General features: G+C 44.9%; 17 protein-coding genes. 10 read left to right on the forward strand and 7 right to left on the reverse strand.

Annotated features, from left to right (window positions below; all coding sequences use genetic code 11):
* Nucleotides 1-178: 178 nt before the first annotated feature.
* Together VIS94_13475 and VIS94_13480 are read right to left on the reverse strand one after the other, a co-directional pair.
* Entirely contained in the window at nucleotides 179-937 is a 759-nt protein-coding gene (locus VIS94_13475; GenBank protein ID HEY9162081.1) for a sigma-70 family RNA polymerase sigma factor, read from the reverse strand.
* Between the two features lie 226 nt (nucleotides 938-1,163).
* On the reverse strand, nucleotides 1,164-1,820 hold the full coding sequence (locus VIS94_13480) for a DedA family protein (protein HEY9162082.1): 657 nt from the start codon (nucleotides 1,818-1,820) through the stop codon (nucleotides 1,164-1,166).
* A gap of 85 nt (nucleotides 1,821-1,905) precedes the next feature.
* Here VIS94_13480 and rlmD point away from each other — a divergent pair, with 85 nt between their 5' ends.
* The 9 genes from rlmD (at nucleotide 1,906) to VIS94_13525 (ending at nucleotide 15,296) form a co-directional block, all read left to right on the forward strand.
* Nucleotides 1,906-3,198 carry a 23S rRNA (uracil(1939)-C(5))-methyltransferase RlmD gene (rlmD, locus tag VIS94_13485; protein HEY9162083.1) on the forward strand — a complete coding sequence of 431 codons (1,293 nt, stop codon included), beginning with the start codon at nucleotides 1,906-1,908 and terminating at the stop codon, nucleotides 3,196-3,198.
* Nucleotides 3,199-3,224: 26 nt separating this feature from the next.
* Nucleotides 3,225-5,129 carry a hypothetical protein gene (locus VIS94_13490; protein ID HEY9162084.1) on the forward strand — a complete coding sequence of 635 codons (1,905 nt, stop codon included), beginning with the start codon at nucleotides 3,225-3,227 and terminating at the stop codon, nucleotides 5,127-5,129.
* A gap of 94 nt (nucleotides 5,130-5,223) precedes the next feature.
* Nucleotides 5,224-6,072 (forward strand): NAD(+)/NADH kinase, encoded by an 849-nt coding sequence (locus VIS94_13495; protein HEY9162085.1) that lies wholly within the window; start codon nucleotides 5,224-5,226, stop codon nucleotides 6,070-6,072.
* On the forward strand, nucleotides 6,069-7,712 hold the full coding sequence (locus tag VIS94_13500; GenBank protein ID HEY9162086.1) for an AAA family ATPase: 1,644 nt from the start codon (nucleotides 6,069-6,071) through the stop codon (nucleotides 7,710-7,712). The genes VIS94_13495 and VIS94_13500 overlap by 4 nt, the downstream gene beginning before the upstream one ends.
* Before the next feature lie 114 nt (nucleotides 7,713-7,826).
* The gene (locus VIS94_13505) at nucleotides 7,827-8,285 is read left to right on the forward strand and encodes an N-acetyltransferase (protein HEY9162087.1); all 459 of its coding nucleotides are present in this window, start codon (nucleotides 7,827-7,829) and stop codon (nucleotides 8,283-8,285) included.
* Nucleotide 8,286: 1 nt separating this feature from the next.
* Nucleotides 8,287-9,624 (forward strand): TldD/PmbA family protein, encoded by a 1,338-nt coding sequence (locus VIS94_13510; protein ID HEY9162088.1) that lies wholly within the window; start codon nucleotides 8,287-8,289, stop codon nucleotides 9,622-9,624.
* A gap of 24 nt (nucleotides 9,625-9,648) precedes the next feature.
* Nucleotides 9,649-12,282 carry a preprotein translocase subunit SecA gene (gene secA, locus VIS94_13515; protein HEY9162089.1) on the forward strand — a complete coding sequence of 878 codons (2,634 nt, stop codon included), beginning with the start codon at nucleotides 9,649-9,651 and terminating at the stop codon, nucleotides 12,280-12,282.
* Complete coding sequence (argJ, locus tag VIS94_13520; protein ID HEY9162090.1) at nucleotides 12,279-13,433, forward strand: bifunctional glutamate N-acetyltransferase/amino-acid acetyltransferase ArgJ; 1,155 nt, start codon at nucleotides 12,279-12,281, stop codon at nucleotides 13,431-13,433. Before secA ends, argJ begins: the two co-directional genes overlap by 4 nt.
* 444 nt (nucleotides 13,434-13,877) lie before the next feature.
* Nucleotides 13,878-15,296 (forward strand): hypothetical protein, encoded by a 1,419-nt coding sequence (locus VIS94_13525; protein HEY9162091.1) that lies wholly within the window; start codon nucleotides 13,878-13,880, stop codon nucleotides 15,294-15,296.
* On the opposite strand, the gene hemL is transcribed toward VIS94_13525, so the two are convergent.
* The 5 genes from hemL to trxA form a co-directional block, all read right to left on the reverse strand.
* The gene (gene hemL, locus VIS94_13530; GenBank protein HEY9162092.1) at nucleotides 15,277-16,563 is read right to left on the reverse strand and encodes a glutamate-1-semialdehyde 2,1-aminomutase; all 1,287 of its coding nucleotides are present in this window, start codon (nucleotides 16,561-16,563) and stop codon (nucleotides 15,277-15,279) included. The two genes, VIS94_13525 and hemL, sit on opposite strands and share 20 nt — an antisense overlap.
* Before the next feature lie 76 nt (nucleotides 16,564-16,639).
* Nucleotides 16,640-19,699, reverse strand: coding sequence for a PAS domain-containing protein (locus tag VIS94_13535; GenBank protein ID HEY9162093.1), 3,060 nt, complete (start codon nucleotides 19,697-19,699; stop codon nucleotides 16,640-16,642).
* Complete coding sequence (locus VIS94_13540) at nucleotides 19,692-23,528, reverse strand: PAS domain S-box protein (GenBank protein HEY9162094.1); 3,837 nt, start codon at nucleotides 23,526-23,528, stop codon at nucleotides 19,692-19,694. Before VIS94_13540 ends, VIS94_13535 begins: the two co-directional genes overlap by 8 nt.
* Nucleotides 23,529-23,704: 176 nt before the next feature.
* The gene (locus tag VIS94_13545; protein ID HEY9162095.1) at nucleotides 23,705-24,187 is read right to left on the reverse strand and encodes an Lrp/AsnC family transcriptional regulator; all 483 of its coding nucleotides are present in this window, start codon (nucleotides 24,185-24,187) and stop codon (nucleotides 23,705-23,707) included.
* A gap of 220 nt (nucleotides 24,188-24,407) precedes the next feature.
* On the reverse strand, nucleotides 24,408-24,746 hold the full coding sequence (trxA, locus tag VIS94_13550; GenBank protein HEY9162096.1) for a thioredoxin: 339 nt from the start codon (nucleotides 24,744-24,746) through the stop codon (nucleotides 24,408-24,410).
* A gap of 177 nt (nucleotides 24,747-24,923) precedes the next feature.
* On the opposite strand from trxA, the gene VIS94_13555 reads away from it, so the two are divergent.
* Nucleotides 24,924-25,241 carry a metalloregulator ArsR/SmtB family transcription factor gene (locus VIS94_13555; GenBank protein HEY9162097.1) on the forward strand — a complete coding sequence of 106 codons (318 nt, stop codon included), beginning with the start codon at nucleotides 24,924-24,926 and terminating at the stop codon, nucleotides 25,239-25,241.
* Nucleotide 25,242 lies beyond the last annotated feature (1 nt).

A 25,242-nucleotide genomic window follows, 5' to 3' on the forward strand; every position in this document is an offset into this window, starting at 1 on the left:
TAGCAATCCCATCTTACTTCTGATAAGTTTGTCTTCCGTACCCATTAGCTTTCTCCTTTCTGATTTTGTTTTATTTCCCCTCAGAAAGAATAGCTCGTGGGTACTTCCTTTTCAATTACCCAACTGTCAGATTTGATCGGAACTAATACAACTGACAGGATAGTCGGCAGTTTCTGTCCTACACCCTCCTGCGTTTCATTTTCAATGTCGTGCTGTCAATAATATCGTCAAAGAGCATCGCATGCTTGGTTTCAATAACATTACGTATTCGCTGAAGAGATCTTGCCTCGATCTGCCTGACCCGTTCCCTGGTGACACCGATTCTCAGTGCAATATCCTTGAGCGTTGCAGGCGGATCGGCAAAAAACCGTTCTTTTAGTATAAATATTTCCCTGTTTGATAATACCTGCGGTTCAGAGGATATGATGTTCATTAAGAATGTCTGGCGTTCCTTGCATACATATGCATGTTCCTGATCCGGTGTTTCATCAAGCATATGGTCAAGAAGTTTGTCGTCTTCGTCATGATCCCTCGACAGGCTGCAGTCGAGCGAGACAAGACCCTTGGCATGGGAAAGAATGCCCGTGTGAGTCTGATAGCTCTTGTAGATATAATTCTTGATGTATGCCTTTATCCACCAGATTGCGTAGCATATAAAACGCACGCCTTTATCCGGATCGAACCTGGTGATGGCTTTTACCAAGCCCATATTGCCTTCCTGGATGATTTCAAGCGGACGATAACCCAGGTGGAAATAGGACTGGCTGATTTTCATGACGAATCGCAGATTGGATGTTATGATTTTCTTACCGGCCTCTTCGTTGCCTTCTCTGTACTTTATGGCCAGTTCCTTTTCTTCCTCTCGAGAAAGAATAGGATAATCCTTGATTCTCCTTGTGTAAATCTCCAAATCTGAAGAAGAACACCTGCCCCCCATAGACCCTCCTTCCCCAGTATCATTGTGACATGTTATATTGTATTACAACATTAGTACACAAAATGCACAATGTCAATAATTAATTTTAATCCAATGGATCAATGATTACATCTCAAATAATATTAATGTGTTAAATAAATATTAAATTATTATAATTTAACTATATTTCACAATAATGAATCATGCCTCATAATTTAAATGAAAGAAACAGATTATAATAATCGGCTTAATCCTTATTTTTCTCTGCTCGCCAGCTTTTAAATCCTCCGATTATAGCAGGCATAACTGTTATTATTATTATTGCCATTACAACCAGGGTAAAGTTCTTTTTTACAATGGGAATGTTCCCGAAATAATAACCGGCAAAGATAAAAGTGAACATCCATGATATGCCGCCTGTGATGCTGAAAAGCAAGAATTTCGAATATTTCATGGTACCGATTCCTGCCACAAACGGTGCAAAGGTACGGATGATAGGCATGAATCTGGCGAGTATTATAGTCTTGCCCCCATGCTTCTCGTAGAACGCATGTGCCCTTTGCAGATAAGCCGGGTTGAAGAAACGGGATTTTTTAAAATGAAAAGCCTTTGGTCCTATCCATCTTCCGATCCAGTAATTGGTGTTATCTCCACAAACGGCTGCAAAAGTAAGGAGAATGAACAGATTGATATGTGATAACGGACTGCCCGGAAGGGCTGACAGTGCACCGCCCGTAAACAGTAATGAGTCTCCCGGAAGAATAGGCGTCACGACAAGTCCGGTTTCACAGAAGATCACGATAAAAAGAATCAGGTATGTCCAGGCATGATAATCTCGTATTACATCGGCGAGATATATATCAAGATGAAGAAATATATCGACAAACTGCATTATCAGTTCCATTCTTTTTCTCCGAAGTCTTTTTTCGGATATATATTTTAAAGGTATTTACGTTGCAAGGAATGTATTGAATTGTTACAAAAAAATAATGACTGGCGATATATTGAAACTTGATGTTGAAGGTCTAATTTTCGGGGGGAAAGGCTTTGCCAGAACAGATAACGGCCAGGCCGTTTTTATTTCTCAAGTCGTACCCGGGGAAACCATCTATGCAAAGATTGTAAGGGAACATGCATCATATCTTGAAGGCATACCTGTTCACATAATCAAAACCTCTCCCGACAGGGTTGAACCTTTGTGTGAGCATTTTTCATCATGTGGCGGATGCGACTGGCAGCATATAAAATATTCAGAACAGGTCAAGTGGAAAGAGATTATAATGAAAAATCATCTCAGGAAGGCTCTTTCAGAACAGGATACTGAATATTATACTCCTGCAATCTCCTGTAAAGAATATGAATATCGAAGCCACATACAGCTTCAATGCAATTCAAAATCAATCGGATTTTATAGAAAGAATACAAATGAGATTATCGATATCAAAGATTGTCCGATTGCGGAAAAGAAAATAAGAGATATATTGCCTTTTCTAATAAAATGTATATATAATTTAATATTAAGAAGTAGAATAAGAGCAATTGAATTGTTTGCCCTTGGGAATACGGTACAGATTATTATTCATTCCGGGCAAGAGGTAAGTAAGAAAGCATTAATAGAGATTTCAGGAGCATGTAAAGATTTAAGCATATCTGGAGCAGTAATTGTTAATATGGCATCGGGTAGCATGAAAGTCATCGGAGATGGGTGCTTTGTATATGGTGTGGAAACAAAAATGAGGAGATTCAGCATAACGGGGGGACTCGGTGGATTTGTCCAGGCAAATCTTTGTGTAAATCAAATGATGGTTGAGCATGTAGTCGATTTGGTAAAAGGTTCTGAGAACGTCCTTGATCTCTTTTGCGGCTGTGGAAATTTCACTGTCCCTGTGGCTTCAGTCAGCAGAAAAGTCACCGGAATAGACCATGACAGAAGACTTACAGATTTTGTTTCAGAAAATGCAATCAATAACTGCCTGGATAATGTTCAAGTAATAACCTCTGATTTGGGAAAAAGCCTCGACCTGAAGAAACTGAAAAAAACAAGGTATGATACGGTAATAATGGATCCGCCAAGGACTGGCGCTGCGGGATCAATCAACTTCATCAGCAGAATAAATCCGGAAAAAATTGTTTATGTGTCATGCAACACTTCAACGCTTGCAAGGGATATGAACCTTTTAGAGAAATCAGGATATTGCCTGAAATCGCTCAGAATGTTCGATATGTTCCCGCAGACATATCACATAGAAACAGTTGCTTGTTTGGAACAACAAGAGAAATAAAAAAACAACATATTAGGAGGTTTTATATGAGGAGCAGGAGGAATTTATTTTATTTATTGGCTGTACTTCTGGCATTCGTTTTTTCTTCAGGTTTCCTTGGCTTCTGTGTTGGGTCGAATTATAAACCATGCACGATCGAATTCACCAGTCCGCCTAACGGAACCATTCTGGCTCCGGGAACGACCGATGTCGTGATCAAAGGTATTGTAAAAAGCGGAGACAGCAAACCTCTCAGTTTGACAAATAATGGAAAAACTGTTGCCTTTGATAAAACTACAGGGAAATTTCAATATACGCTTAAGCTTGACCAGAACAGTATATACACAACAACCACTTTTCAGGTTACTGATTCAAAATACATTGTGAATAAAGAAAGAATTTCATATGCAATAGGTTATTCTGCTCAACCTGGGGCATCAGGGGTAGTGGATAATGCGCTCAGGCTAATGCTGACAGAAGACCTTCTCGGCCAGGTCGTAGATGCGGCTGCAAGCTTTATGAATACATGGAAGAATGACCTTGTTTACGGATGGAATAATGGGCTTTACGGTTCTCTGGACCCTGCAAGTCCTTTTGCAGGAATTACTCCGATATTGCCTATTCAGACGAACGTGTCCGATGGTATGAACGGCTATATCAGAATTGATCCTCAAATGTCCGGTAATGACAAAGGCTACATCAACATCGGAAATATCTCAATTGATTCAGATATCAAGGCGGACAGGACAATTTCGACTCAGATGTCCATTACACCAGAAGCCTGGGTGAATCCGAACGGCGGAAGAGCAAAGGCACTTTTTGTACAGGGTCACTATCGTACATATCCTCTGGGAATAGAAACAAGGATTCATTTCAATCTGAAAGCCGACAGCGTTAATATTTCAAATGCGAAACTGAAGCTGAGCGTCAACTCGAAGAATAAGATAGTGGCAACCATAGACTTGTCTCATGCCTCTGTCAGCCTGGGAAATCCAGAAATCGAATTCGGTATCCTGTCTATTCCAAGCTGGTTTGTAAGTTTTATAATCGACATAGTAAAGTCCGATATATTGTCCAAACTTGTCGTTGATACCGAGCTCATCGACATTAATTCTCTTGCCGGAAATATTTTGGGAATCAACATAAACGGCTGGCCGATGGATAAAACCAACCTTTATTCTGCAACTGAAAACGATATAACAATGGATCTCGGTCTTGGTTCCACACTTGCCGATCCATCAGCCGAAGTCCAGATACCTGGTCTCAATATGTTTTATTCCACGCCGTTTGACCAGCTTCCTCCTCTTCAGATAGCAGGTAATGAAAATCTGATCATGGCTATAAATGACGACCTCATCAACAATATCGTTTTCAATGCACTGCAGGCCGGATTACTGAAGGATCTGGATATTTCGGAAGAATTCAAAGCACTGGTCAAGAGTATAATGCCCCGTGATAATATTGAGTGCTATGTTACCATAACAACTCCACCGATTGTTGACTTCTCAGGCAACTATTCCGACACGCTGGGAATAACTGATGTGGGAAGGATTATTGTCAGGAATGTAATACTGGAGCTCCATAATGTATCGATCATTGCACCGAAATATCCCTGCGTACTCAGGGTAAGTGCGGATCTTGATCTGGTGCTGAAGCTTATTTTGGGACCTGACGGCAAAACTATTAGAGGTACTATTGATACTGATAACTCAGAAGCCGCTGTTCTTACTTTCCTGTACACGAATTCAACAACCTCAGCCATTCTCCCGACCATCAAGGATAAGATCGGTAAGGAAATAACATCTCAGCTCAAGGGTGCCATCGAGAAAATGCTTAACTTCTCGATACCTGCAATACCTGTTTACGGCCAGTCCATTGGTCTTGAACTCAAAGGTACTGAATTGGCCCAAAACAGCATTATTGTGAAGGTTAAATTAGATATTGCCAGGTAACATTCAAAAATAAACGGCAGGGAATAATTTGCCCCCTGCCGTTTTCTTTTTTCAATCTGGATATTTGTATCAGTGGAATGTATATTGTCTATCAATGAAGATAGGTATCATATGCAAAGAAGATAATACTCAAGCACTCTTGCAGGCCGCGAAGGTTGCCGAGTGGCTGGAAATCAAAAAAATCCACTGCCTTTATGAAGACCATATGGCCGCATGCATGGATAAGCCCAAAACTGATAACGTGTGGACGGGCGCTGATGTAATGGTGGCAATCGGAGGAGACGGCACAATCTTAAGGACGATAAGGATGTCACTTCCAAGGGAAATCCCTATCCTCGGCATACACATGGGATATCTGGGCTTCCTTACAGAAGTAACCGAAGAAAGGGCTTTTGAGGCAATCGAAGCAGTCCTCAACAATAAATGCGTCAGGGATGAAAGGATAATGCTTGAAGCCCGCCTGATAAGGGGGACCGATGAGATCATCAGGCAGAATGTCATCAATGATGTCGTATTGAACAAGGGTGCCCTTGCAAGGATTTTCGACCTCGAGGTCTGGGCAGATTCAACATTTATAACATGCTTCAGGGCTGACGGCCTTATAGTATCGACGCCTACCGGTTCGACTGCCTACAATCTGGCTGCAAACGGCCCCATAATTCATCCCAAGGTGGATTCCATCATACTGACGCCAATCTGCCCTCATGTCCTTTCTAACAGAAGCATAGTCTTACCTGTTGACCAGGAGGTCACTCTAGTCGTCAATCCCAAGAAGGAATCCGGAAGCGTTTACCTCACGCTTGACGGCCAGAAGGGCATGCCTCTGATGATGGGCGATCACGTAATAGTCAAACGTGCGAAAGAAAAGGCAATATTCTTAAGACTTCCTGACAGGGACTTCTTCCAGATCCTGAGAACCAAACTTAAATGGCAGGAAAGATGATTGAACTCCTCAAGATTTCATCCCTTGCAGTATTTGATGAAGCGGAAATCGAATTTGGAGAAGGCCTTAATTGTATCACAGGCGAGACGGGTGCAGGAAAATCATTGATAATAAAAGCGCTTACAATCCTGATGGGAGCCAGAACATCCGCCGATCTGGTAAGGACGGGTAAGGACAGGGCCGTAATTGAAGCGCTCATTCATAACAACTGCGGCGATGAGACGGTTCTGAAGAGGGAAATCTTATCAACAGGCAGAAGCCGCTGCTATATTAACGGTGAGCTGTCCACCCTTGAAAAACTCGGCCAGGTTTCATCAGGGCTTATTCACATCTACGGCCAGCATGAATATCAGGACCTGCTTTCGCCAAGGGAACAGATGCGCATACTGGAGGATATTTTCTCCCTTTCGAGGCAGTGCGTATTCGAGGCGTATGAACAGCTTGCAGCCTTGAATGACAGACTTGTCGAGACGCAAAGACTTATAGAAAACGCGGCAGCCGAAAGGGCCGATCTTGAGCATACTGTCCTGGAAATAGAATCCGCGCAAATTCATGATAATCTTGAAACCGAACTGAAATCCGCCCTTGAGGTAGCGCTGTCGGCACAGGAACTTCAGGAAGCTTCTCTCAGGATAAACGGAATGCTCTACTCGGACAGCCGCTCGATCACTGATATGCTTTCTGATGTAAAGGCGATACTGACAAAAATGCTGGAGCACGATAAACGAGTTGCCCCTTCACTGGAGAGTATTTCAGCCATTTCAACCGAGATCGAGGATATAGCCCGGGAGATGCTCAGCTTTTCTCAAGGATATGAATTCGATGAGGCCGGAATCAATAAGCTTGAGGAAAGGCTCCACATTCTGACCGATTTAAAAAGAAAATACCACGCAGATGAGGCCGGCCTTGTCGCCATTAAAGAAAAGGCAAAGGAATCCCTAGTGCTGATAGAAGACTCCTCACAAACTCTGGAAGAGATGAGGCTCTCACTGAAAACAGGTCTTGAAACCTACAAAAAAAATATCGGGGAATTTCTCTTAAAAAGACTTTCTGCAGCGGAAGCCTTTTCGAAGGGAATAAATAAGGACCTTGAGGATCTGGGTATGCCAGGGACGGTTTTCAAGGTCAGCCAGACAACGGCTCAGGAACTTGATGAAATATTTCTTCAGAATGACATACGCTCTCTTGCGCCGGGTCAGCTTCTTGAAGGGGAATTCATGGTTTCCACCAATGTCGGCCTTGATATGATCCCTCTTGCACGGGCTGCTTCAGGAGGAGAACTGAGCAGGATCATGCTTGCAATAAAGGCAAGGCAGAAGAAGGGTACAGAAGGTTCAATGGTATTCGATGAGATAGATGCCGGAATCGGCGGTCAGGCCGCAATAATGATTGCGGATAAACTTAAAAGCCTCTCTGAAAAGTCGCAGGCGATAATAGTGACGCACCTTCATCAGGTCGCCTCTTCGGCGGATTCGCATCTCGTAGTGGAAAAGAACATAAAAAACGGTGAAACATTCTCATCGGTGAAAACAGTTAAAGGTGATGAAAGGGTAGCCGAACTTGCTCGAATGATGGGCGGCGAGGCCCCGGGCGAAGCCCTCATAAGACATGCAAGGAAACTCGTCAAGAATTCCAGATAATAATCAAGGACCTTATAAATCTTGTGATGGTTCATCTTGCAGCAAGGGATAATTGCCGCTTTCTTTAAACTTTTATAACTTAAAACTTTTTATTTATTATGTTATGGCGGGTTAATGATTATTAGAAAAGCCGTTGTATCTGATGTACCCGAAATCAGAAAGCTGATAGAACCGTTTGTAAAGGACAGGCTTATACTGCCCAAATCCCTTCATTCGCTTTATTCTTCGCTGAGGGATTTCTGGATATTGACCGACGATGCAGGCATGTTAATAGGATGCTCGGCTGTTCAGGTTTCCTGGGATGAGGTTGGAGAAATCAGGACACTTGCAGTGAGGAAGGACATGCAGGGCAGGGGGTATGGGCTGGAACTTGTCAAAAGATGCTTAAACGAGGCAAGGGATCTCGGTCTCAAAAAGATATTCACATTGACGTACAAGGAAGGTTTCTTCAAGAAGGCCGGATTCAAGAACATAGATAAGTCCAGGCTTCCGAACAAGATTTGGGCCGACTGCATACACTGCCCGCATTTTCCCGACTGCGACGAAACGGCCATGATGTATACAATCAGATGAGGTGAATGAATTGACTGCCGTACTTGATGATAAAATCGAAAAGGCTCTCTTGCTCCTGAAAAAGAAGGGGATAAGGGATTACGAAATTTTTGCATCTTCAGGAGACATTATCAGGGCGGAAGCCGAAGACGGTGCAATGAAAAACCTCGAAAGGGCGGCGGAAGCAGGGGTGTCAATAAGGATACTGACTGATGGTTCCATGGGTTTTGCATGCGGAAGGGACGCCGACGAGAAGCTTGTGGATTCGGCAATAATATCAGCAAGATACCAGTTTTCAGACGAACACAATACGATCCCTTCCGCTGAAGCGAAGTACATGAACACAGATATATTCGATAATGATATTGCGGGACTGACAGCAGAGGAGTGCCTCGAAAGGGCAAAGATAATCGAGAGTTCTGCGCTTAAATATGATGAAAGGGTAAAACAGGCAAGAAAGGCGACATTTGCAAGAACATTGTCATATGTCAGAATTGTCAATTCCGCAGGTATTGATGTCAAGGGTGAGGCCACATACTGTTCCGCATCGGTTATGGTCATGGCCGGCAGCGGTGAGGAGATGCAGTCCGGATATGACTTTTCAATCAGTCATAATCTAAAGGATATAGAACTCGAAAAAACAGGCCTTACCGCCTCGAAAAATGCCGTATCAATGCTCGGGGCAAGGCATATCGTGACATGCAGGATGCCTGTTCTCTTCGACAACACTACTACAGCCGATATCCTCGAGACGATTTCAGGCTCTTTTGTCGGGGAAAATATTATCAAGGGAAAGTCTCTCTTGAAGGACAGGCTGGGAGAGTTGTATTTTTCACCCTGCATAACATTACTGGATGATCCTCTCGAGAAGAACTCGATCAACAGCTTTGCCTTTGACGGAGAGGGTGTCGCTTCAAGAAAGAACATACTGATTGAAGAGGGAAGGGTGGCTTCATTCGTATATGACAGCTACTGGGGAAAAGTAGCCGGCAGGTCTTCTACCGGCAATTCGATAAGGGGTTCATACAGATCTTCTCCGGTACTGGGCGTCAGATATCTCAAGCTTGAACCGGGCGGCGCCATGTTAGGCCAACTTGCCGGTCTCAAGCAGGTATTGAAGGTTACCGATATAATGGGAATGCATACCGTCGATCCGATTTCCGGCGAGTTTTCAGTAGGCGTTAATGGAATGCTCATTGAAAAGGGCGAAGACTCTTATCCTGTAAGGGAAGCGGCGATTGCCGGAAATCTCTATTCCATGCTCGGCCATGTTGTACATGTAGGTGATGACATTAGGAGCTTCGGCAGTGTTAAGACTCCGTCTATACTTATTGAAGATATGGACATAAGTTCACAATAAAAAATGTTGAACAGGTGATGATGAATGATTAACTGGCTTTTAAAAATATTCGGAAGCAGCAACGAAAGGGAAATAAAGCGGATAAGACCTCTTCTCGAACAGATCAATTCCCTTGAAAAGAAATATTCTGACATGGACGATGCGGGCCTCAAGGGAATGACTCCGATGTTAAAAGAAAAGCTCGCGATGGGTGCAACCCTCGACAATATCCTTCCGGATGCCTTCGCAGTAGTGAGAGAGGTTTCAAAAAGAACCCTAAAGATGAGGCCTTTCGATGTGCAGATACTGGGCGGAATTGTCCTTCATCAGGGAAAAATCGCTGAAATGAAAACGGGCGAAGGCAAAACGCTTGTCGCAACAATGCCTGTATATCTGAATGCGCTGGCAGGAAAAGGAGCGCACGTGGTTACGGTCAATGACTATCTTGCGAAGCGCGATTCCGATTGGATGGGTGCGATATACAAATTTTTGGGAATGTCGGTTGGCGTTATCGTTCACGGGCTTGATGACATACAGCGCCGCGAAGCATATTTCTCGGACATTACTTACGGCACGAACAACGAGTTCGGTTTCGATTTTCTGAGAGACAACATGAAATTCACGCTCGAAGATTATGTGCAGCGCGATTTTTTCTATGCAATAGTCGATGAGGTGGATTCGATACTTATTGATGAAGCCAGGACGCCGCTCATTATATCCGGTCCGTCAGAAGAATCCACAAGCATGTATTATGATGCAAATTCCGCGATAGTATCACTGCTCAGGCGCGATAACCGTGACAGCCTTATCAACCTTGATGAAAAGGCCAGAACCGTTACGCTTACTGACGAAGGTGTAGAGTATATTCAGAAAATCATGAACAAGGAAAATCTGTATGATCCGTCAGAGTTCCAGACGGTTCACCACCTTAATCAGGCGCTCAGGGCGCATACCCTCTTTAAGAGCGACGTTGACTATGTCGTAAAGGAAGGAGAGGTCATAATAGTTGATGAATTCACCGGACGTCTCATGCCGGGAAGGCGCTATTCCGAAGGGCTCCATCAGGCCCTTGAGGCGAAGGAAGGCGTCAATGTCGCAAGCGAAAATCAGACGCTCGCCTCCATTACATTCCAGAACTACTTCAGGATGTACCAGAAGCTTGCAGGAATGACCGGTACGGCTGAAACCGAGGCATTGGAATTCAAGAATATCTATAATCTCGATGTGAATGTCATTCCAACGAACATGAAGATGATAAGAATCGACCATAACGACCTTATCTATAAAACCGAAAAGGAAAAGTATAATGCCGTTGTCAGGCAGATCGAGGAATGCCACAAGAAGGGTCAGCCGGTCCTTGTGGGAACGATATCCATCGAGCACTCCGAGCATGTCTCCAAATTTTTAAAGCGAAAGAACCTGCCTCATAATGTACTCAATGCCAAACACCACGAAAAAGAGGCTGAAATCATAGCACAGGCCGGCAGAAAAGGGGCCATCACCATAGCAACCAACATGGCAGGCCGCGGAACCGATATCCAGCTCGGAGGAAACCCGGTATACATGGCCAGACAAAAGGCCCTGCAGGCCGATGACGCCAATTATGAGGAGATACTTGGCAAGCTCAGGGAAGCTTGTGCAAAAGAGCATGATGAAGTAGTCAAAGCAGGCGGGCTTTTCATCCTCGGTACTGAAAGGCATGAGAGCAGGCGAATCGACAATCAGCTCAGGGGCCGTTCAGGCCGTCAGGGCGACCCTGGAGAGTCGAAATTTTACCTTTCTCTCGAAGATGATTTATTGAGGATATTCGGTTCGGAGCGCATTTCATCGATTATGGACAGACTGGGTGTCAAGGAGGATGAACCAATCGTTCACCCGCTTATCAACAGAAGCATTGAAAGCGCCCAGAAAAAGGTCGAAGGAAGGAACTTCGAAATAAGAAAGCACCTCCTTGAATATGACGATGTCATGAACAAGCAGAGGGAGGTCGTATACACCGAGCGAAGAAAGATACTCTCGGAAGAGAATCTCAGGCCTTCCGTCGAAGCCATGATAGAGGAGACAGCACGAGCTATCGTTGAGGAATATATCTCAAAAAAGGTAAATATAAATGATTCGGATATCGACGGGCTTAAAATCAGGCTCAAGAACACATTCGGTCTTGAGCTGGCCTTTGACCCCTCAAGAAGCACGAACAGGGAAGACCTGCTTGATAATGTAGTGCGCGAACTCAATGCACTTTATGATGAACGGGAAAAGATATTTACGCCGGAGATAATGCGAATGGTCGAACGCCAGGTTATGCTCATCACACTTGATACGCTCTGGAAAGATCATTTGCTTACAATGGATCATCTGAAAGAGGGTATCGGACTCAGGGGTTATGCACAGAAAAATCCTCTTAGAGAGTATCAGAGGGAAGGTTTTGATGCTTTTACGGATATGCTTTTCAGAGTAAAGGAATTGACCCTGGAAAGACTGTTCAGAATGCAGCTCCAGCGTGAGAGTGATGTCGAACGCATCACACAGAAGGAGCGCAAACAGAGAATGATGATGTCGCGCGGACCGGAAGTCAAACCTGAAACTGTCAGAAGGCAGGGGAAGAAGGTCGGAAGAAACGAACCGTGTCCGTGCGGATCAGGGAAAAAGTATAAGCAGTGCTGCGGGAGGAATGAGTGATAGACGTACCGGTCGGATTCAGGTTTGCTGCAGTCAATGCAGGGGTCAAGAGCAGGGAGACTAAAAAGCTTGATATGGGAATTATCCTGTGCGATTCGCCTGCTGTATCGGCAGGGGTTTTTACGACAAACAAGGTCAAGGCTGCACCTGTTCAGATTTGCATTGAGAATATCAGAAGGGGCTCTGCCAGGGCCATACTCGCAAACTCAGGAAATGCCAATGCCTGTACCGGATCAGAAGGGATTGAAGATGCAAGAAACCTTATGAATGCCGTTGCCGCCAGCCTTGGTATCAGTCCTGAAGAAATCCTGCCGATATCGACCGGAGTGATTGGGTTAAGGCTCCCTGTTGACAGGATGTTGGAGAAGGTCGCATTGCTTGCCGAATCTCTGGGAAATGATCCGGAACCTTTTGAAACAGCTATTATGACGACAGACACATTTGCCAAAATCGTATCAAGGAAAGCAGGGGAAGCGACAATCCTGGGGTTTGCAAAAGGCGCTGGTATGATTGCGCCCAACATGGCTACGATGCTTTCTGTCGTGCTCACGGATGCAAAGATAAATATTGCTCAACTCAAGAATATTGTTAATGAATCTGCGGATAACACATTTAATGTGATCACGGTTGATGGGGACATGTCCACGAATGACACGCTTATCGCCATGTCATCAGGAAGGGTGGAAGCGGCACTGGATGATATAAAAGATGCCATAAGGGAGACTATCGGCGAGCTTGCCATGATGGTTGTAAGGGACGGAGAAGGCGCAACCAAGCTTGTCAAGGTGATCGTCAACGGGGCGGTATCGAGGGATGACGCCAGAACCGCTGCCATGGCGGTTGCAAATTCGCTTCTTGTAAAAACGGCCATGTTCGGAGCCGACCCGAACTGGGGAAGAATAGCATGCGCTCTCGGTTACAGCGGAGCTGATGTAAATCCTGACAAAATATCCATAAAGATCAACGGGCTTGATGTTGCCGAACAGGGAATGCAGGCAAGTTCTTTTGATGAAGAAAAAGTTCACCGCTCGCTTAAACAAAAAGAAATCGTAATCGAGATTAACCTGAATATCGGAAAAGGCACATTCACTGCCTGGACTACCGACATTTCATATGACTATGTAAAGATTAACGCGGAGTACAGATCATAAAATATTAATATGGCCGATAATATATGTTATGTTAAATAACGGATTCATTAAGTTCCATTTGAATAAAAGGTCTCACTTCCCTTTCGACTGTTTTGTGAAGTCTGTTTATAAATTTCATGTGATAAAAAATGAAATGCTCTTCTTCATTCAAGTTTAATAATTTGATGAACCAACCCTTCTCTTTCTGGAAATTTCTTAAAATGCCTCATATACCCATCATGCATTTAAAAATGGATGATGAATCATACAGGCCGGCTTAAAATTTTGGCATATTGGCTAAATTAGAGCCTCGTCTATATAACCATTTGTTATTATTATTGTTAAATCCATTTTATTCCATGCAATAAGACTTCATTTTATTAATGAGATTATCTGATAGACATTTTCATGATAATTTGCTGTTAATCATATAAGTTGAATTTTGTTGAGGGGGTTTTAGGATTTATGAAAACTTTTTTTTCATTCACAAAGATTATTTATCTTTTAATCATAACAATCAGCTTAAGCTTCTCCTCATGCAAGATTGATAAAAAACCTGCCGAGCAGGATGCTTATTTGAGAGCAAAAGCCCAGGCGTACACGGACTTTCTTATAAAATGGCATTCAACAGGTCTTGGCGGAGTATCAGACATTGTTTTTACTGATGAATCACGCAACCAGATATTGAGAACAAGCGGTTCCGGTGACAGCACTGACTGGACTGCGACTTACCTTGTAACGCAATCGATCAGATATATCGTAACAAAAGAATCACAAGCCCGGGAAGAAGTTTTGAGAATAGCCAATTACCTTCATATCGTAAAGGACATTACCGGTGACCCCGGATATCTGGCCAGGTATGCAGCACCTGACAGCCCTCCCTGGAATGTCGAGTATCCTGATGCGGACAACAAATATGCAGGCACTGGAAAATATGCCGGATATTTCTGGCTGGGCCATAATGTCAGGGACAAGTATATAACGTGGTTCTGGGGTCTCACCTGGGCCTATGATGCAGTCGACGATGAAAATATGCGCGCGACAATCAGGCAGGATTTCCGTGAAGTAATCCTTACCCTTGAAAAGAACAAATGGAAGATCATCGATCCGTTCGGAGATGTGTATTCAGCAGCCGACATTCTTCCTGACATACGTTTAGCCCTGCTTGTTCAGGCGGCTCATGTGATCGATGAACCGTATTTCTGGGACCTTCTTGACAGGGAATACAGAAAGGTAAGCCCTGGTCTGATTTTTACTTCTATCGCATATTTCAACAGATATATGGAATATTATGCCTTTATAAACAATTATTCCTTTGCCGAGCCGCTGTTCAGGCTTTGGCCGGACAGGGCCCGATTCAATTACCTTTTCAGTATATGGAAAATAAATGTCAGAAAAAATTCCAGTGATACGCACAACGCATTCTTTGACAGTGTATATTACGGAATCTGCTTAAGAAGCGGCATATATGATACAAATGAGATGAACGCCCTTGCCCAGGACGTTCATCACGGGCTCACCGTAATGAACGAGGCGCCCAATTATCGCAGAAAAGTTACATGCAGGGATGATCTTCCGCTGGACAGTTTCTCTGTCTGGGCAAGTTCGGTAATTGCAAAAAACGGTTGGTTCGAGGACCTTACCGGCATCAGGCTGGAAATCGAGCCTCAGACTGCTGTCGCACATGAGGTTGACGACAGGTGCTGGGAGCCCATGCTCTGGGAAAGAAGCCCCTATCATCTTAAATGCAGTGGGGAAGAAGATCAGACCTACACAGGACCCGGCGTTGACTATCTGATAGGATACTGGCTCGGGGTATATTACGGGCTTCTTCCAGGAGGCGGTCCTTATCTCAAGGCTGAGTTCAGGAGTCGGAATCAATAATATTGAATGCTTTCCCGGCGCTCTCGATTGCCTTTGATATTTCGTTTTCTCCGTGGGCGGTGCTTATGAACATAGCCTCATATGGTGAAGGTGCAAGATAAATCCCGTCATCAAGAAGGGCATGGAAAAACCGGGTGTATGCCTTTGTGTCGCTTGCCATTACATCGGAAAAGCCTTTTATATCCTTGTCACTGAAGAAGATTGAAGCCATCGAACCGATGCGGTTGACCGATACCGGCATTCCCTTCCTTGAGGCTTCATATTGGATGGCGTCAAGAAGTCTGTTGATCGATTTTTCAAGACCCTCATAAGGATCAGTGTCCCTTAAAACTTCAAGAGTTGCCAATCCGGCAGCCATTGCCAGAGGGTTGCCAGAAAGGGTGCCTGCCTGATAGACAGGGCCTACCGGGGCAAGCATTTCCATGATGTCCGCCCTGCCCCCGAATGCTCCAACCGGGAGCCCGCCGCCGATTATTTTACCCAGGCAGGTCAAATCAGGTTTTATTCCGATTTCATCCTGATATCCTCCGAACCTGAATCTGAAACCGGTAATCACCTCATCAAAAATAAGAAGGCTTCCTGCTTTGGCTGTTTCGTCCCTCAGGGCCTCAAGGAACCCCGGTGCAGGCAGCACCACTCCCATATTACCGGCAACCGGTTCGACAATTACCGCTGCTACTTCGCTGCCTCTGGCGGACATGAATGCCCTGAAGGCATCGATGTCGTTGTAGTCTATAACGGCGGTTGTCGAGGCAATTGCGTCGGGTATGCCTGCGGTATCGGCTATACCTAGTGTTAATGCGCCTGATCCGGCCTTGACGAGAAGGCTGTCGACATGGCCGTGATAGCATCCTTCGAATTTGAGCGTTATATTCCTGCCTGTAAAGGCCCTTGCCAGGCGGATAGCACTCATGGTCGCCTCGGTCCCCGAATTTACAAAACGCACCTTATCTATCGATGCAAACGCACCACATATCATTTCAGCCATCCTGACCTCAAGTTCGGTGGGCGCGCCATAACTCATGCCGGTGGAGGCCTGCTTCCTAACCGCCTCGACCACCTTTTCGTGACAGTGCCCCAGAATCATAGGCCCCCAGGAAAGCACGAAATCAATATACTTTTTCCCTTCGGCATCAGTGATATAGGCCCCTTTTGCCGAAGAAACAAATCTTGGCGTTCCCCCTACTTTCCTGAATGCACGCACAGGCGAATCTACACCGCCGGGAATCACTCTAATAGCCATTTCGAAAAGCTCGCTGTTGGTCATTACAGCCTCCTTTTGCAGGATGTTTGAACGAACAGGATTTGTTTACATTATGAGCGGTTGCATAGACAAATAAAATTTAAATTTTACTGCCGGAAGGGGGATTTTTAACGTCATTCGACAGAATTTTCTTAAGAGCGGATGAAAAAGTGCTTATGCGGTAAGGCTTTTGTACAAAACCGGAGAGACCTTTGCCCAGGAAGCGGTGGACTACGTCCTGTTCGTTATAACCGCTGCTCATTATTACTGGTATTTCAGGATCGATTGAGCGCAGTTCGCGGAATGTCTGCTCTCCATCCATATGCGGCATTGTAAGGTCAAGAATGATACAGCGTATCTTTTCTTTGTGCATATTGAATATGTTAAGGGCCTCTCTTCCATCGGAAGCAAGCATTACATCAAAACCCAGACGTTCGAGAAGAAGCCTTCCGAGGGCTCTGATCGATTCCTCGTCATCCACCAGCAGGACAGTACCGCTGCTCTTCCAGAGCTTATCATCTTCCTTTTGTTCGGGAGATACGGAATTAGGCAGTGCATCAACAACAGGGAACAGCACCTTGAATGTGGATCCTTTGCCTGGTTCGCTGTAGATCTTCATGGCACCCTTGTGGCCTTTTACTATCCCTTGAACTGCTGAAAGGCCAAGGCCTCTGCCGGTAAATTTTGTCGAGAAGAACGGGTCAAAAATCTTCGACATCGTAGTCTTGTCCATACCACAGCCGGTATCCGCCACTTCCAGGTAAACATAATATCCTTCCTTAAGATCGCTTTGCAGCTGAAGCTTTTGCAGGTAATCCCTGTTGCACTCTATAAGACCCGTCTCAATGTATATTGCACCGCTGTTTTCACCGATGGCTTCGGATGCGTTTATTATAAGGTTCATGATGATCTGCTGAATCTGGGATACGTCTGCGTGTATTGAAGGCAGTTCCTTTGCAAGTTTGAAATTCAGAATGGCCTTTTTCGATACGGAAACTTCAAGCATGCGGCTCATCTCCTCCACTATCTCCGAGAGGTCAACAGGCATGATTACAAACCTTCCCTTCCCCGAATATGCAAGCATCTGCCTGCAGAGGTCGGCCGCTCTCAAGGAAGCTTTGTTGATAGACTCGATCCTGGGTCTTGCCGGAGACAACTCTGAAAGATCCATAAGCGCAAGCTCCGCATTTCCCAGGATGGCTGTCAGAATATTATTGAAGTCATGTGCGATCCCGCCTGCAAGCACGCCAAGACTCTCAAGCCTCTGGGTCTGCTGCAACCCTTCTTCGATCTTCCTTCGTTCTTCTTCCCGCCTCCTGCTTTCTGTAATGTCATATATGACGCCCGTCCATAGCATGTGCCCGTTCTCAGCCGGCCGCGGGATCGACTCGTAATGGATCCATTTGATACCGGCATTCGTATTTATCCTGCCTTCCCATGAAAAAGGGGTTGAATTGGTATTTGCTTCGATACGCTTTGCCGTGAAGCCGTCCTTGTCCTCTGAATATATCATTTCATTGATAAAGCCGGGATTGATTTTGATTATCTCTTTTTCTATGCCTAAAATTTCATAAAACCTGTCGTTTACCATCTCAATGAGATAATGAGGATTGTCGGAGCCGCTACTTGCCTCCTTTGGAAATACTCTAAGCCGGTATATACCGGCAGGCTGAGTGTTTACCAGATCAATATACAGCTCTCGCTCGCGTTGAAGAAGCGCTTCCGATTTTTTTCGCTCTGTTATGTCGCGATTGCTGGCCCGTCTGCCGATGTTTATGGAGGCGGAATTTAGTATTGGTTTGCATACATGGTCGATCCACCTGACTGAGCCGTCCTTATGTATGATTCTGAACTCTGCATGGCTCAACTTGTCCGAGGCATGAAATTCATTTATGTGTGAAGCAATCCTTTCCCGGTCATCTTTATGGACGATATCTATCACCAATTCAGGATTAATGATAAATTCTTCCGGCTTATAGCCCGTTATCTGTTCACAAGATGGGGATGAATATACAAAGTGCCTGTCATTATCAATCCAGTAGTCCCAGTCATGCGTGAAATCGGCAAGCAGATGGAACTTTTCTTCTGACTCACGAATAACCGCTTCTGAGCGTCTGCGCGTTTCGACATCCCGTTCAAGTACTTTAGAATTATAACGCCACCAGATACCGCTTATACCCAGTATGGATGCAATCAGTATCACGGCGATTGCCAGGCCTGTTGCAAAAAGCCTGTCGTACATCGGTTTATAAATCTCAGTTTTATCCATTTTTGCAATCATCGTCCAAGCTGTTCCAGGAATTGCTTCAGAGGCCGCAATTACCGGAACGCCCCGGTAGTCGATGCCTTCAAAGGCCCCCTTTCTTCCGCTCAAGGCAATGGCTGCAGGCAGATTCGGATCATTAACTGGCTTTTCAAGCTTAAGTGCTGTCCCTTTCACATGCCTGAGTTCGTTCAGATACAGGACCTTGTCACCTTTCCTTTCGACAAGGAGTGTTTCGGCGGTCTTGCTGGGTGTCGGCCATTTCTGAATGAGGGGGTATAAAAATAGGTATGGATCGATCTCAAAGATTATGAAGGCTATCGGTGAAGTATTCCCGGCTGATGATTGTATATCGGGCGGATAAACAGGCACTGTAAGATCAATTGCTATTCCCCCCGACGTTTCCCGGTAAAGATCGAACATCAATATCTTATCCGAGCTAAGAACCTTAGATTTGACACTCGTTAAAGATTCATCCTCTGAAGCGCGAATGGACGGAACTGAAATGAGAGGCTTCAACTTGTTATCATACAGGGTAATTTTCTTATAGTTGAAGCTTTTCTGAATGACTGTCATCCAGTCAAGTATGTGCTTCCGTGCCCGCGGCGAGTATGGATCTGAGAGATATGATTCTACTGTTTCCGCGATCAGGTTAGATTTGTATACCAGATTTGCATCTCCCAGCCTCTCATTTCTCCAGTTCACTATCTGCTGTACCTTGAGATCGGCAATGGCGCTTAGATTCTGGTTAATTCTCCGGGTCTCGTCCGCCTGCTGTTTTTTCATGTAAAGCCAGCCGGAAAGGCTTATACCTAGGAATACCATAACAAATATCGCCAGAAGGACATACTTTAACTTTATGTACATTTTATCAGTCAAGATGGTTGAATTATCCATTTATCACCTTTTTCAATATCACTATAAGATCATTCATATGATAAGGTTTCTGGATAAAGCCGGAAAGATTCATTCCGGTAAAGCGGCCCTTCACTTCAGCTTCATTGTAACCGCTGCTTATAATAATCGGTATGTCTGGCTGAATGATCCTCAGTTCCCTGAATGTTTCCTCACCGCTCATATTGGGCATTGTCAAATCAAGCAGGACGCAAACAATCCGGTTTCTGTTTTTGCGGAATATGTCAACGGCTTCCCTGCCGTCTGCTGCAGAAAATACGCTGAAGCCCATACGTTCGAGCATGACGCGGCCAAGCGTCCTTATCGATTCTTCATCATCAACAAGAAGGATGGTCCCGCTTTCTGTAAAGACTTTTTCTTTGTTCTTCAATATGGGAGCCTGTTCCACCTGATACGTGACTGCCGGCAGCATCACCCTGAATATTGAGCCTTTGCCGGGCTCGCTTATTATATTTATGCCGCCCTTGTGGCCGCGGATTATTCCGTGCACAGCCGGCAGCCCAAGGCCCCTGCCTGTGAACTTTGTCGAGAAAAACGGATCAAATATCCTGGATAATGTTGCTTTGTCGATACCGCAGCCCGTGTCAGCAATTTCAAGATATACATAGTTGCCTTCCTGCAGGTCGTTTTCCAGTTGAGCCTCATCAAGATATTTCCTGTCGATTTCCATGAACCCGGTCGAAATATTTATTACGCCACTCTTTTCGCCAATGGCCTCGGATGCGTTGATGACGAGATTCATGATTATCTGCTGAATCTGTGATCTGTCCGCTTCGATGAGTGGAAGACCTTCAGCAAGGCTGTAGTCAAGAAGGACATTCTTGCTGACAGATACTTCAAGCATGGGCATCATTTCCCGTATCACATCGGTAATGTCGATGGATTGAATTATGAAGCGGCCCTTGCCTGAATATGCAAGCATCTGTTTGCATATCTCAGAGGCCCTTAATGATGCCTTGATTATTGCCTCGAATCTCGGGCGCAGGGGCGAACCGTCAGGGGTATTCATGAGCCCGAGTTCGGAATTGCCGAGGATGGCCATAAGTATGTTGTTGAAGTCATGTGCTATCCCTCCGGCAAGCACGCCGAGGCTTTCCAGTTTTTGAGCATGATGAAGCTGCTTCTCGAGATTTTGTCTTTCTTCCTCGTTTTTCTTCCTTTCCGAAATGTCTCTAACAATGGCCATCACGACTTCTTTACCGCCTATAAAACTGAGCTTGAGGTTGACTTCCACCCAGAAAATCTTTCCGTATTTATCTTTTGCCATCCACTCAAAGAGCTGCGGGCCCTTTGTTTGAGCTGCCCTGATCTTTTCGGTTGCATCATCACTCGAATAAGGCGGATGTCCTTCGCTGATTGATTCTATATCAAGCGCCAACGCCTCCTCATGAGTATAAGAATACATCTCGCACATTCTTCTGTTGACATCCAGGATACTTCCGTCCTTCAGATCATGAATGAAGATGGCATCGTTTGCCGTATCGAATATTGCCCGGTAGTTTTCTTCAGAAATCCTAAGTGCCTCTTCATCATGTCTGAGTCTGGTAATGTCCGTGCTGGTGCCGATCATTTTTACAGATATTCCTTTGGCGTCCCTTACCGAATCTCCCCTGTCCGACCATATTCCGTATGTCCCGTCCTTGCGCCGGATGCGGTATTCCTCGATATAAGGGGCGCCTTTTTCAATGTGCAGGTTGAGCTTACTTATTACGCGGTCCCGGTCGTCGGGATGGATGCTTTCCTCCCATGCCTCTATAGTCCTCGGAAATTCACCCTGTTCATACCCGAGCATGTCATCTACCGCACCAAACCATTGCAGGCTTCCGTCATGTATGTTCCATTCCCAGATCAGATCGCTTGCGTTACCTGCGGCAATGCGGAAGCGTTCCTCCGATGCAAACAGCGCATCTTCAGAGAGTTTTCGCTCGGTAATATCTGTTGCGAATCCGTACCAGTATACGCTGCCGTCAGAGAGTTTTTCAGGTTTTGACTGACCCAGAATCCATCTGAGAGGTTTGTCCGGAACCTGAACGCGAAATTCGCACAACCAGGGGGTCATGTGCTCGGCTGAATATTCAATCGAGCCGATTACCTTACTCATGTCATCAGGCAATATAACCTTTGTTATTGGAGAAAAATCGTTGCGCACATCCCTTGCGGAACAGCCGAAGATGTCCTCTATGGCCTCGGTAGAGAATGGAATGCAATAGGTTCCGTCAGGATTCTTCAAGAACTCGTAAATCATCCCCGGAACCTGGGAAGAAAGCTTTCTGAATCTTTCATCGCGTTCCTTAAGCTCGGCATCAGCCCGTTTCCGTTCGGTTATGTCAATAACATGGGTAATCAGATATAGCGGTTTATTTTCTTTGTCGCGCAGCAGGACGGAAGAAAGTTCGCCCCAGACAATCTGTCCGTCTTTGCGGATATATCGTTTTTCCAGATGTATGGCGGAAATTTCGCCTGAAAAAAGACGGCTGACAGCCATTTGGCTTGATGCAATGTCATCGGGGTAAGTAATATCCATAAAATTCATGTCCTGGAATTCTTCCCGCGTGTATCCCAGAAGGTCGCAAAAGGCCTGATTGACCCTTAGAAAGATTCCGTCAGGCCTTATCAGCGATTTTCCGATGCTGGCGTTTTCGAAAGACATTCTGAAAAGCTCTTCGCTTTCAAAAAGGTTCTTATTGGCCGTCTCAAGCGCAGCAGTACGTTCGGCAACAAGCTGTTCCAGATTTCTACTGTATCTTTCAAGTGAATCCGCCATTTCATTAAATGAAACAGCCAGCTCTTTTATCTCCTTTGTTCCGCCTTTTAAGATGGCCCTTGCCCCTGTTTTTCCTTCTGCCAGCATCTTCGTTGCATTAACAAGCTTCCGGACATGCCTTATTATTGAAATGTCCGTTGCGAACCAGACAAAAATAAACGCCACGGCCATAGACAGACCAAGCCAGATAAAACCTGTGATCATGTTTTTACGGGTATCTCTGTATATCTGGTTTAAAGAAAGGCCAACCCCAACGAACAAACCATCGTCGCTTCCAGGGACGTATATGAACGTAAAAAGCCTCTTATTGCCGTCAGTACCTATTGCTTCGACATATTCCCCCGGCTTTTTACCGGCTCGCCTGAATTCCTTGAACCCCATGCTTGATTTGCCCTGAAGCAATTCATTGTCCGGGTTTCTGGTTATGATTATGCCGTTTCTGTCAATCAGATTGACCAGAGAGCCTTTCGGGAGGACAATTTTGTTGATCAGAAGGTTCAGTACCCTCTGGTCAAGCGTGACAAAAACCGAGGCCGCAGGTTTGCCGGCAGAGTTGTCCGAAATGATAGGATAACCGAAAGTTATACCGGGTTTTCCTGTTATTCTGCCAACCTGATAGTCTCCTACACTGAAATCCTTTGACTTCTGCAAACGTTTGAACCATTCACGGTCATGGACATAAATTCTTTTATCTGCCGGAACGGAAGATGAAATAATCAGACCTTCCGGATCGCATATGCCTATCATCAGATACTCTTGTGTCGCCATGCCTAAATTTTGAATAAGTTCCGTTTCCATCTGGATGTTCTGTTTTATCAGCTCACTTGAGTATGCGAGGGACAGGAGAAGCTGCCTGCATCCTTCTACAAGACGGGCGGCGCCGGATGCGCTTAGTTCAGCGGTTTTCAATCCGTCTTTTTTAATTTTAAGGATATTTTCATTTCTCTCGATTATTATTCGGGTAAACATAAGCAGGCTTACAGGCACCATGGCGAGAATGACGAGCACCATGAGGCGGAAACGCAAGCCCGAAAGCCAGGATTTCATTCCGGTGACCCCTCCTTATCCCCAACACAAACTCCTCATGGATATTTCAATTATGTAGTCTTATATCTCAAGCTATAATTTAAAATATTAATGTTTATATTTCACGGGTCAATGCCTTCAATCAGAAAGTATCCAGGGAAGGCGCAAGGAAAATTTCTCATCAGAGGTATGATTATCTAAAAATATTGCATTGAGGACTTCTTGAATTCCCGCTTGCTCCAGAAGATTTTATAGTCTCTGAGGCCTGTTTCCTCTGAAATCATGTTTATCAGATCTTGAAGTTCCTTTTTTGTTCTCGCATGAATCATTGTGAAGATATTATATGCACCGAAATCAGGACGTTCATAGCAGTGGGTTATGGCCTCATATCCGGAAAGCTCTTTACCGGCCTCTTCCACCCTTTCCTCTTTAACCGCCCATGTCACGATTGCATTTGCCAGAATGCCGGCCTTCTGATGCCTAAGAATTGCCTTGAAATCACGGATGATGCCGTTTTCTTTGAACATCTTCAAGCGGTTTATAAGCTCTTCCTGAGATATTCCGAGTTCTGCGGCCCATAAAGCAAAAGGCTCTTTACATACAGGGAGATCGCCCTGAGCGAGCCTTAATATATCCATATCGATCTTATCCAGCTCTTTCATGGTATGCAATGTAGCCACAGAACTCTGCTGCTTTCAATGACAATACTTGATTGACTGAAAACCGTCAGTCCGGGGCGCTAAAATTATCCTTTAAGCTGCCCTTCTTTCTTTTTGTGATCATCCTTTCTGTCAACCTGACAGGCACTGCTCATTCATGTCTGAACGCCGAACCTGGGCAGAATAAACACCTGCAGGATAAACCACAGTACTATTATGCCAATAAAAATCAGTGCTTCACTCATGATGACAAGCCTCTCTCAATCATTGCCGAGAGCTGTTCTTTGGGTCTTGATCCCAGCATGGATTCCCTTACCTGTCCTTTGTTGAAAAGAACAAGCATCGGAATGCTCCTGACTGAATATTCCCGCGATACTGCCGGATTTTCGTCAACATTTACTTTAACGATATTGACCTTACCGCTGTAATCCTTTGCCAGATCTTCAAGAACCGGGGCTATAGCCCTGCACGGTCCGCACCACGGGGCCCAGAAATCAACCAGTGCAGGCATTTCGGAGTTGATTACCATAGCATCGAAGTCACTGTCCGTTGCATGTTTTACAAGGCTTTCTGTTTCCATCATAGTTTCTCCTTTTAACCTGTTTATATTTTTATGCATGTTCAGCATATTTGATGTTCTTAATATAGGGCTTGATGGTAACTGTTGTAATTGATTTGAATCAAGAAAATCGATTTGTCTTCAAATCATGGCTGATTAGCTATTGACCTTATGCACATAATTACATAAGGTATGTACATGAAAATTGAACAGGCAAAGATCAAAGCGGAAATATTGAAGGCACTGGCCCACCCTGTGCGCATAATCCTTGTGGATGCACTCAGCAGGGGCGACATGTGCGTTTGCGACATGAACACACTGGTGAATGTAGACCAGTCAAATGTATCGCGACATCTCGCTGTTTTAAAGAAGGCCGGAATAGTGAGCGAACGCAGAGATGGCATGCGGGTTATACATCATCTCGAGACGCCATGCATACTGAATGCAGTCGGCTGTGCTGAAAACGTACTCATGGAAAGGCTCGCCCGTCAGGCAAAATTAATGAAAAAGGATTGAT

The organism is Desulfomonilia bacterium, assembly GCA_036567785.1.
Taxonomy (GTDB): domain Bacteria; phylum Desulfobacterota; class Desulfomonilia; order UBA1062; family UBA1062; genus DATCTV01.

Bases quoted from the DNA above. Each gene is read 5' to 3' on its own strand.
- secA (HEY9162089.1), top strand. From the start codon at position 9,649: ATGATTAACTGGCTTTTAAAAATATTCGGAAGCAGCAACGAAAGGGAA.
- VIS94_13540 (HEY9162094.1), bottom strand. From the start codon at position 23,528: ATGAAATCCTGGCTTTCGGGCTTGCGTTTCCGCCTCATGGTGCTCGTC.
- VIS94_13480 (HEY9162082.1), bottom strand. From the start codon at position 1,820: ATGGAACTGATAATGCAGTTTGTCGATATATTTCTTCATCTTGATATA.
- VIS94_13505 (HEY9162087.1), top strand. From the start codon at position 7,827: ATGATTATTAGAAAAGCCGTTGTATCTGATGTACCCGAAATCAGAAAG.
- VIS94_13490 (HEY9162084.1), top strand. From the start codon at position 3,225: ATGAGGAGCAGGAGGAATTTATTTTATTTATTGGCTGTACTTCTGGCA.
- VIS94_13525 (HEY9162091.1), top strand. From the start codon at position 13,878: ATGAAAACTTTTTTTTCATTCACAAAGATTATTTATCTTTTAATCATA.
- VIS94_13475 (HEY9162081.1), bottom strand. From the start codon at position 937: ATGGGGGGCAGGTGTTCTTCTTCAGATTTGGAGATTTACACAAGGAGA.
- rlmD (HEY9162083.1), top strand. From the start codon at position 1,906: ATGACTGGCGATATATTGAAACTTGATGTTGAAGGTCTAATTTTCGGG.
- VIS94_13555 (HEY9162097.1), top strand. From the start codon at position 24,924: ATGAAAATTGAACAGGCAAAGATCAAAGCGGAAATATTGAAGGCACTG.
- hemL (HEY9162092.1), bottom strand. From the start codon at position 16,563: ATGACCAACAGCGAGCTTTTCGAAATGGCTATTAGAGTGATTCCCGGC.
- VIS94_13495 (HEY9162085.1), top strand. From the start codon at position 5,224: ATGAAGATAGGTATCATATGCAAAGAAGATAATACTCAAGCACTCTTG.
- VIS94_13500 (HEY9162086.1), top strand. From the start codon at position 6,069: ATGATTGAACTCCTCAAGATTTCATCCCTTGCAGTATTTGATGAAGCG.
- VIS94_13535 (HEY9162093.1), bottom strand. From the start codon at position 19,699: ATGGATAATTCAACCATCTTGACTGATAAAATGTACATAAAGTTAAAG.
- trxA (HEY9162096.1), bottom strand. From the start codon at position 24,746: ATGGAAACAGAAAGCCTTGTAAAACATGCAACGGACAGTGACTTCGAT.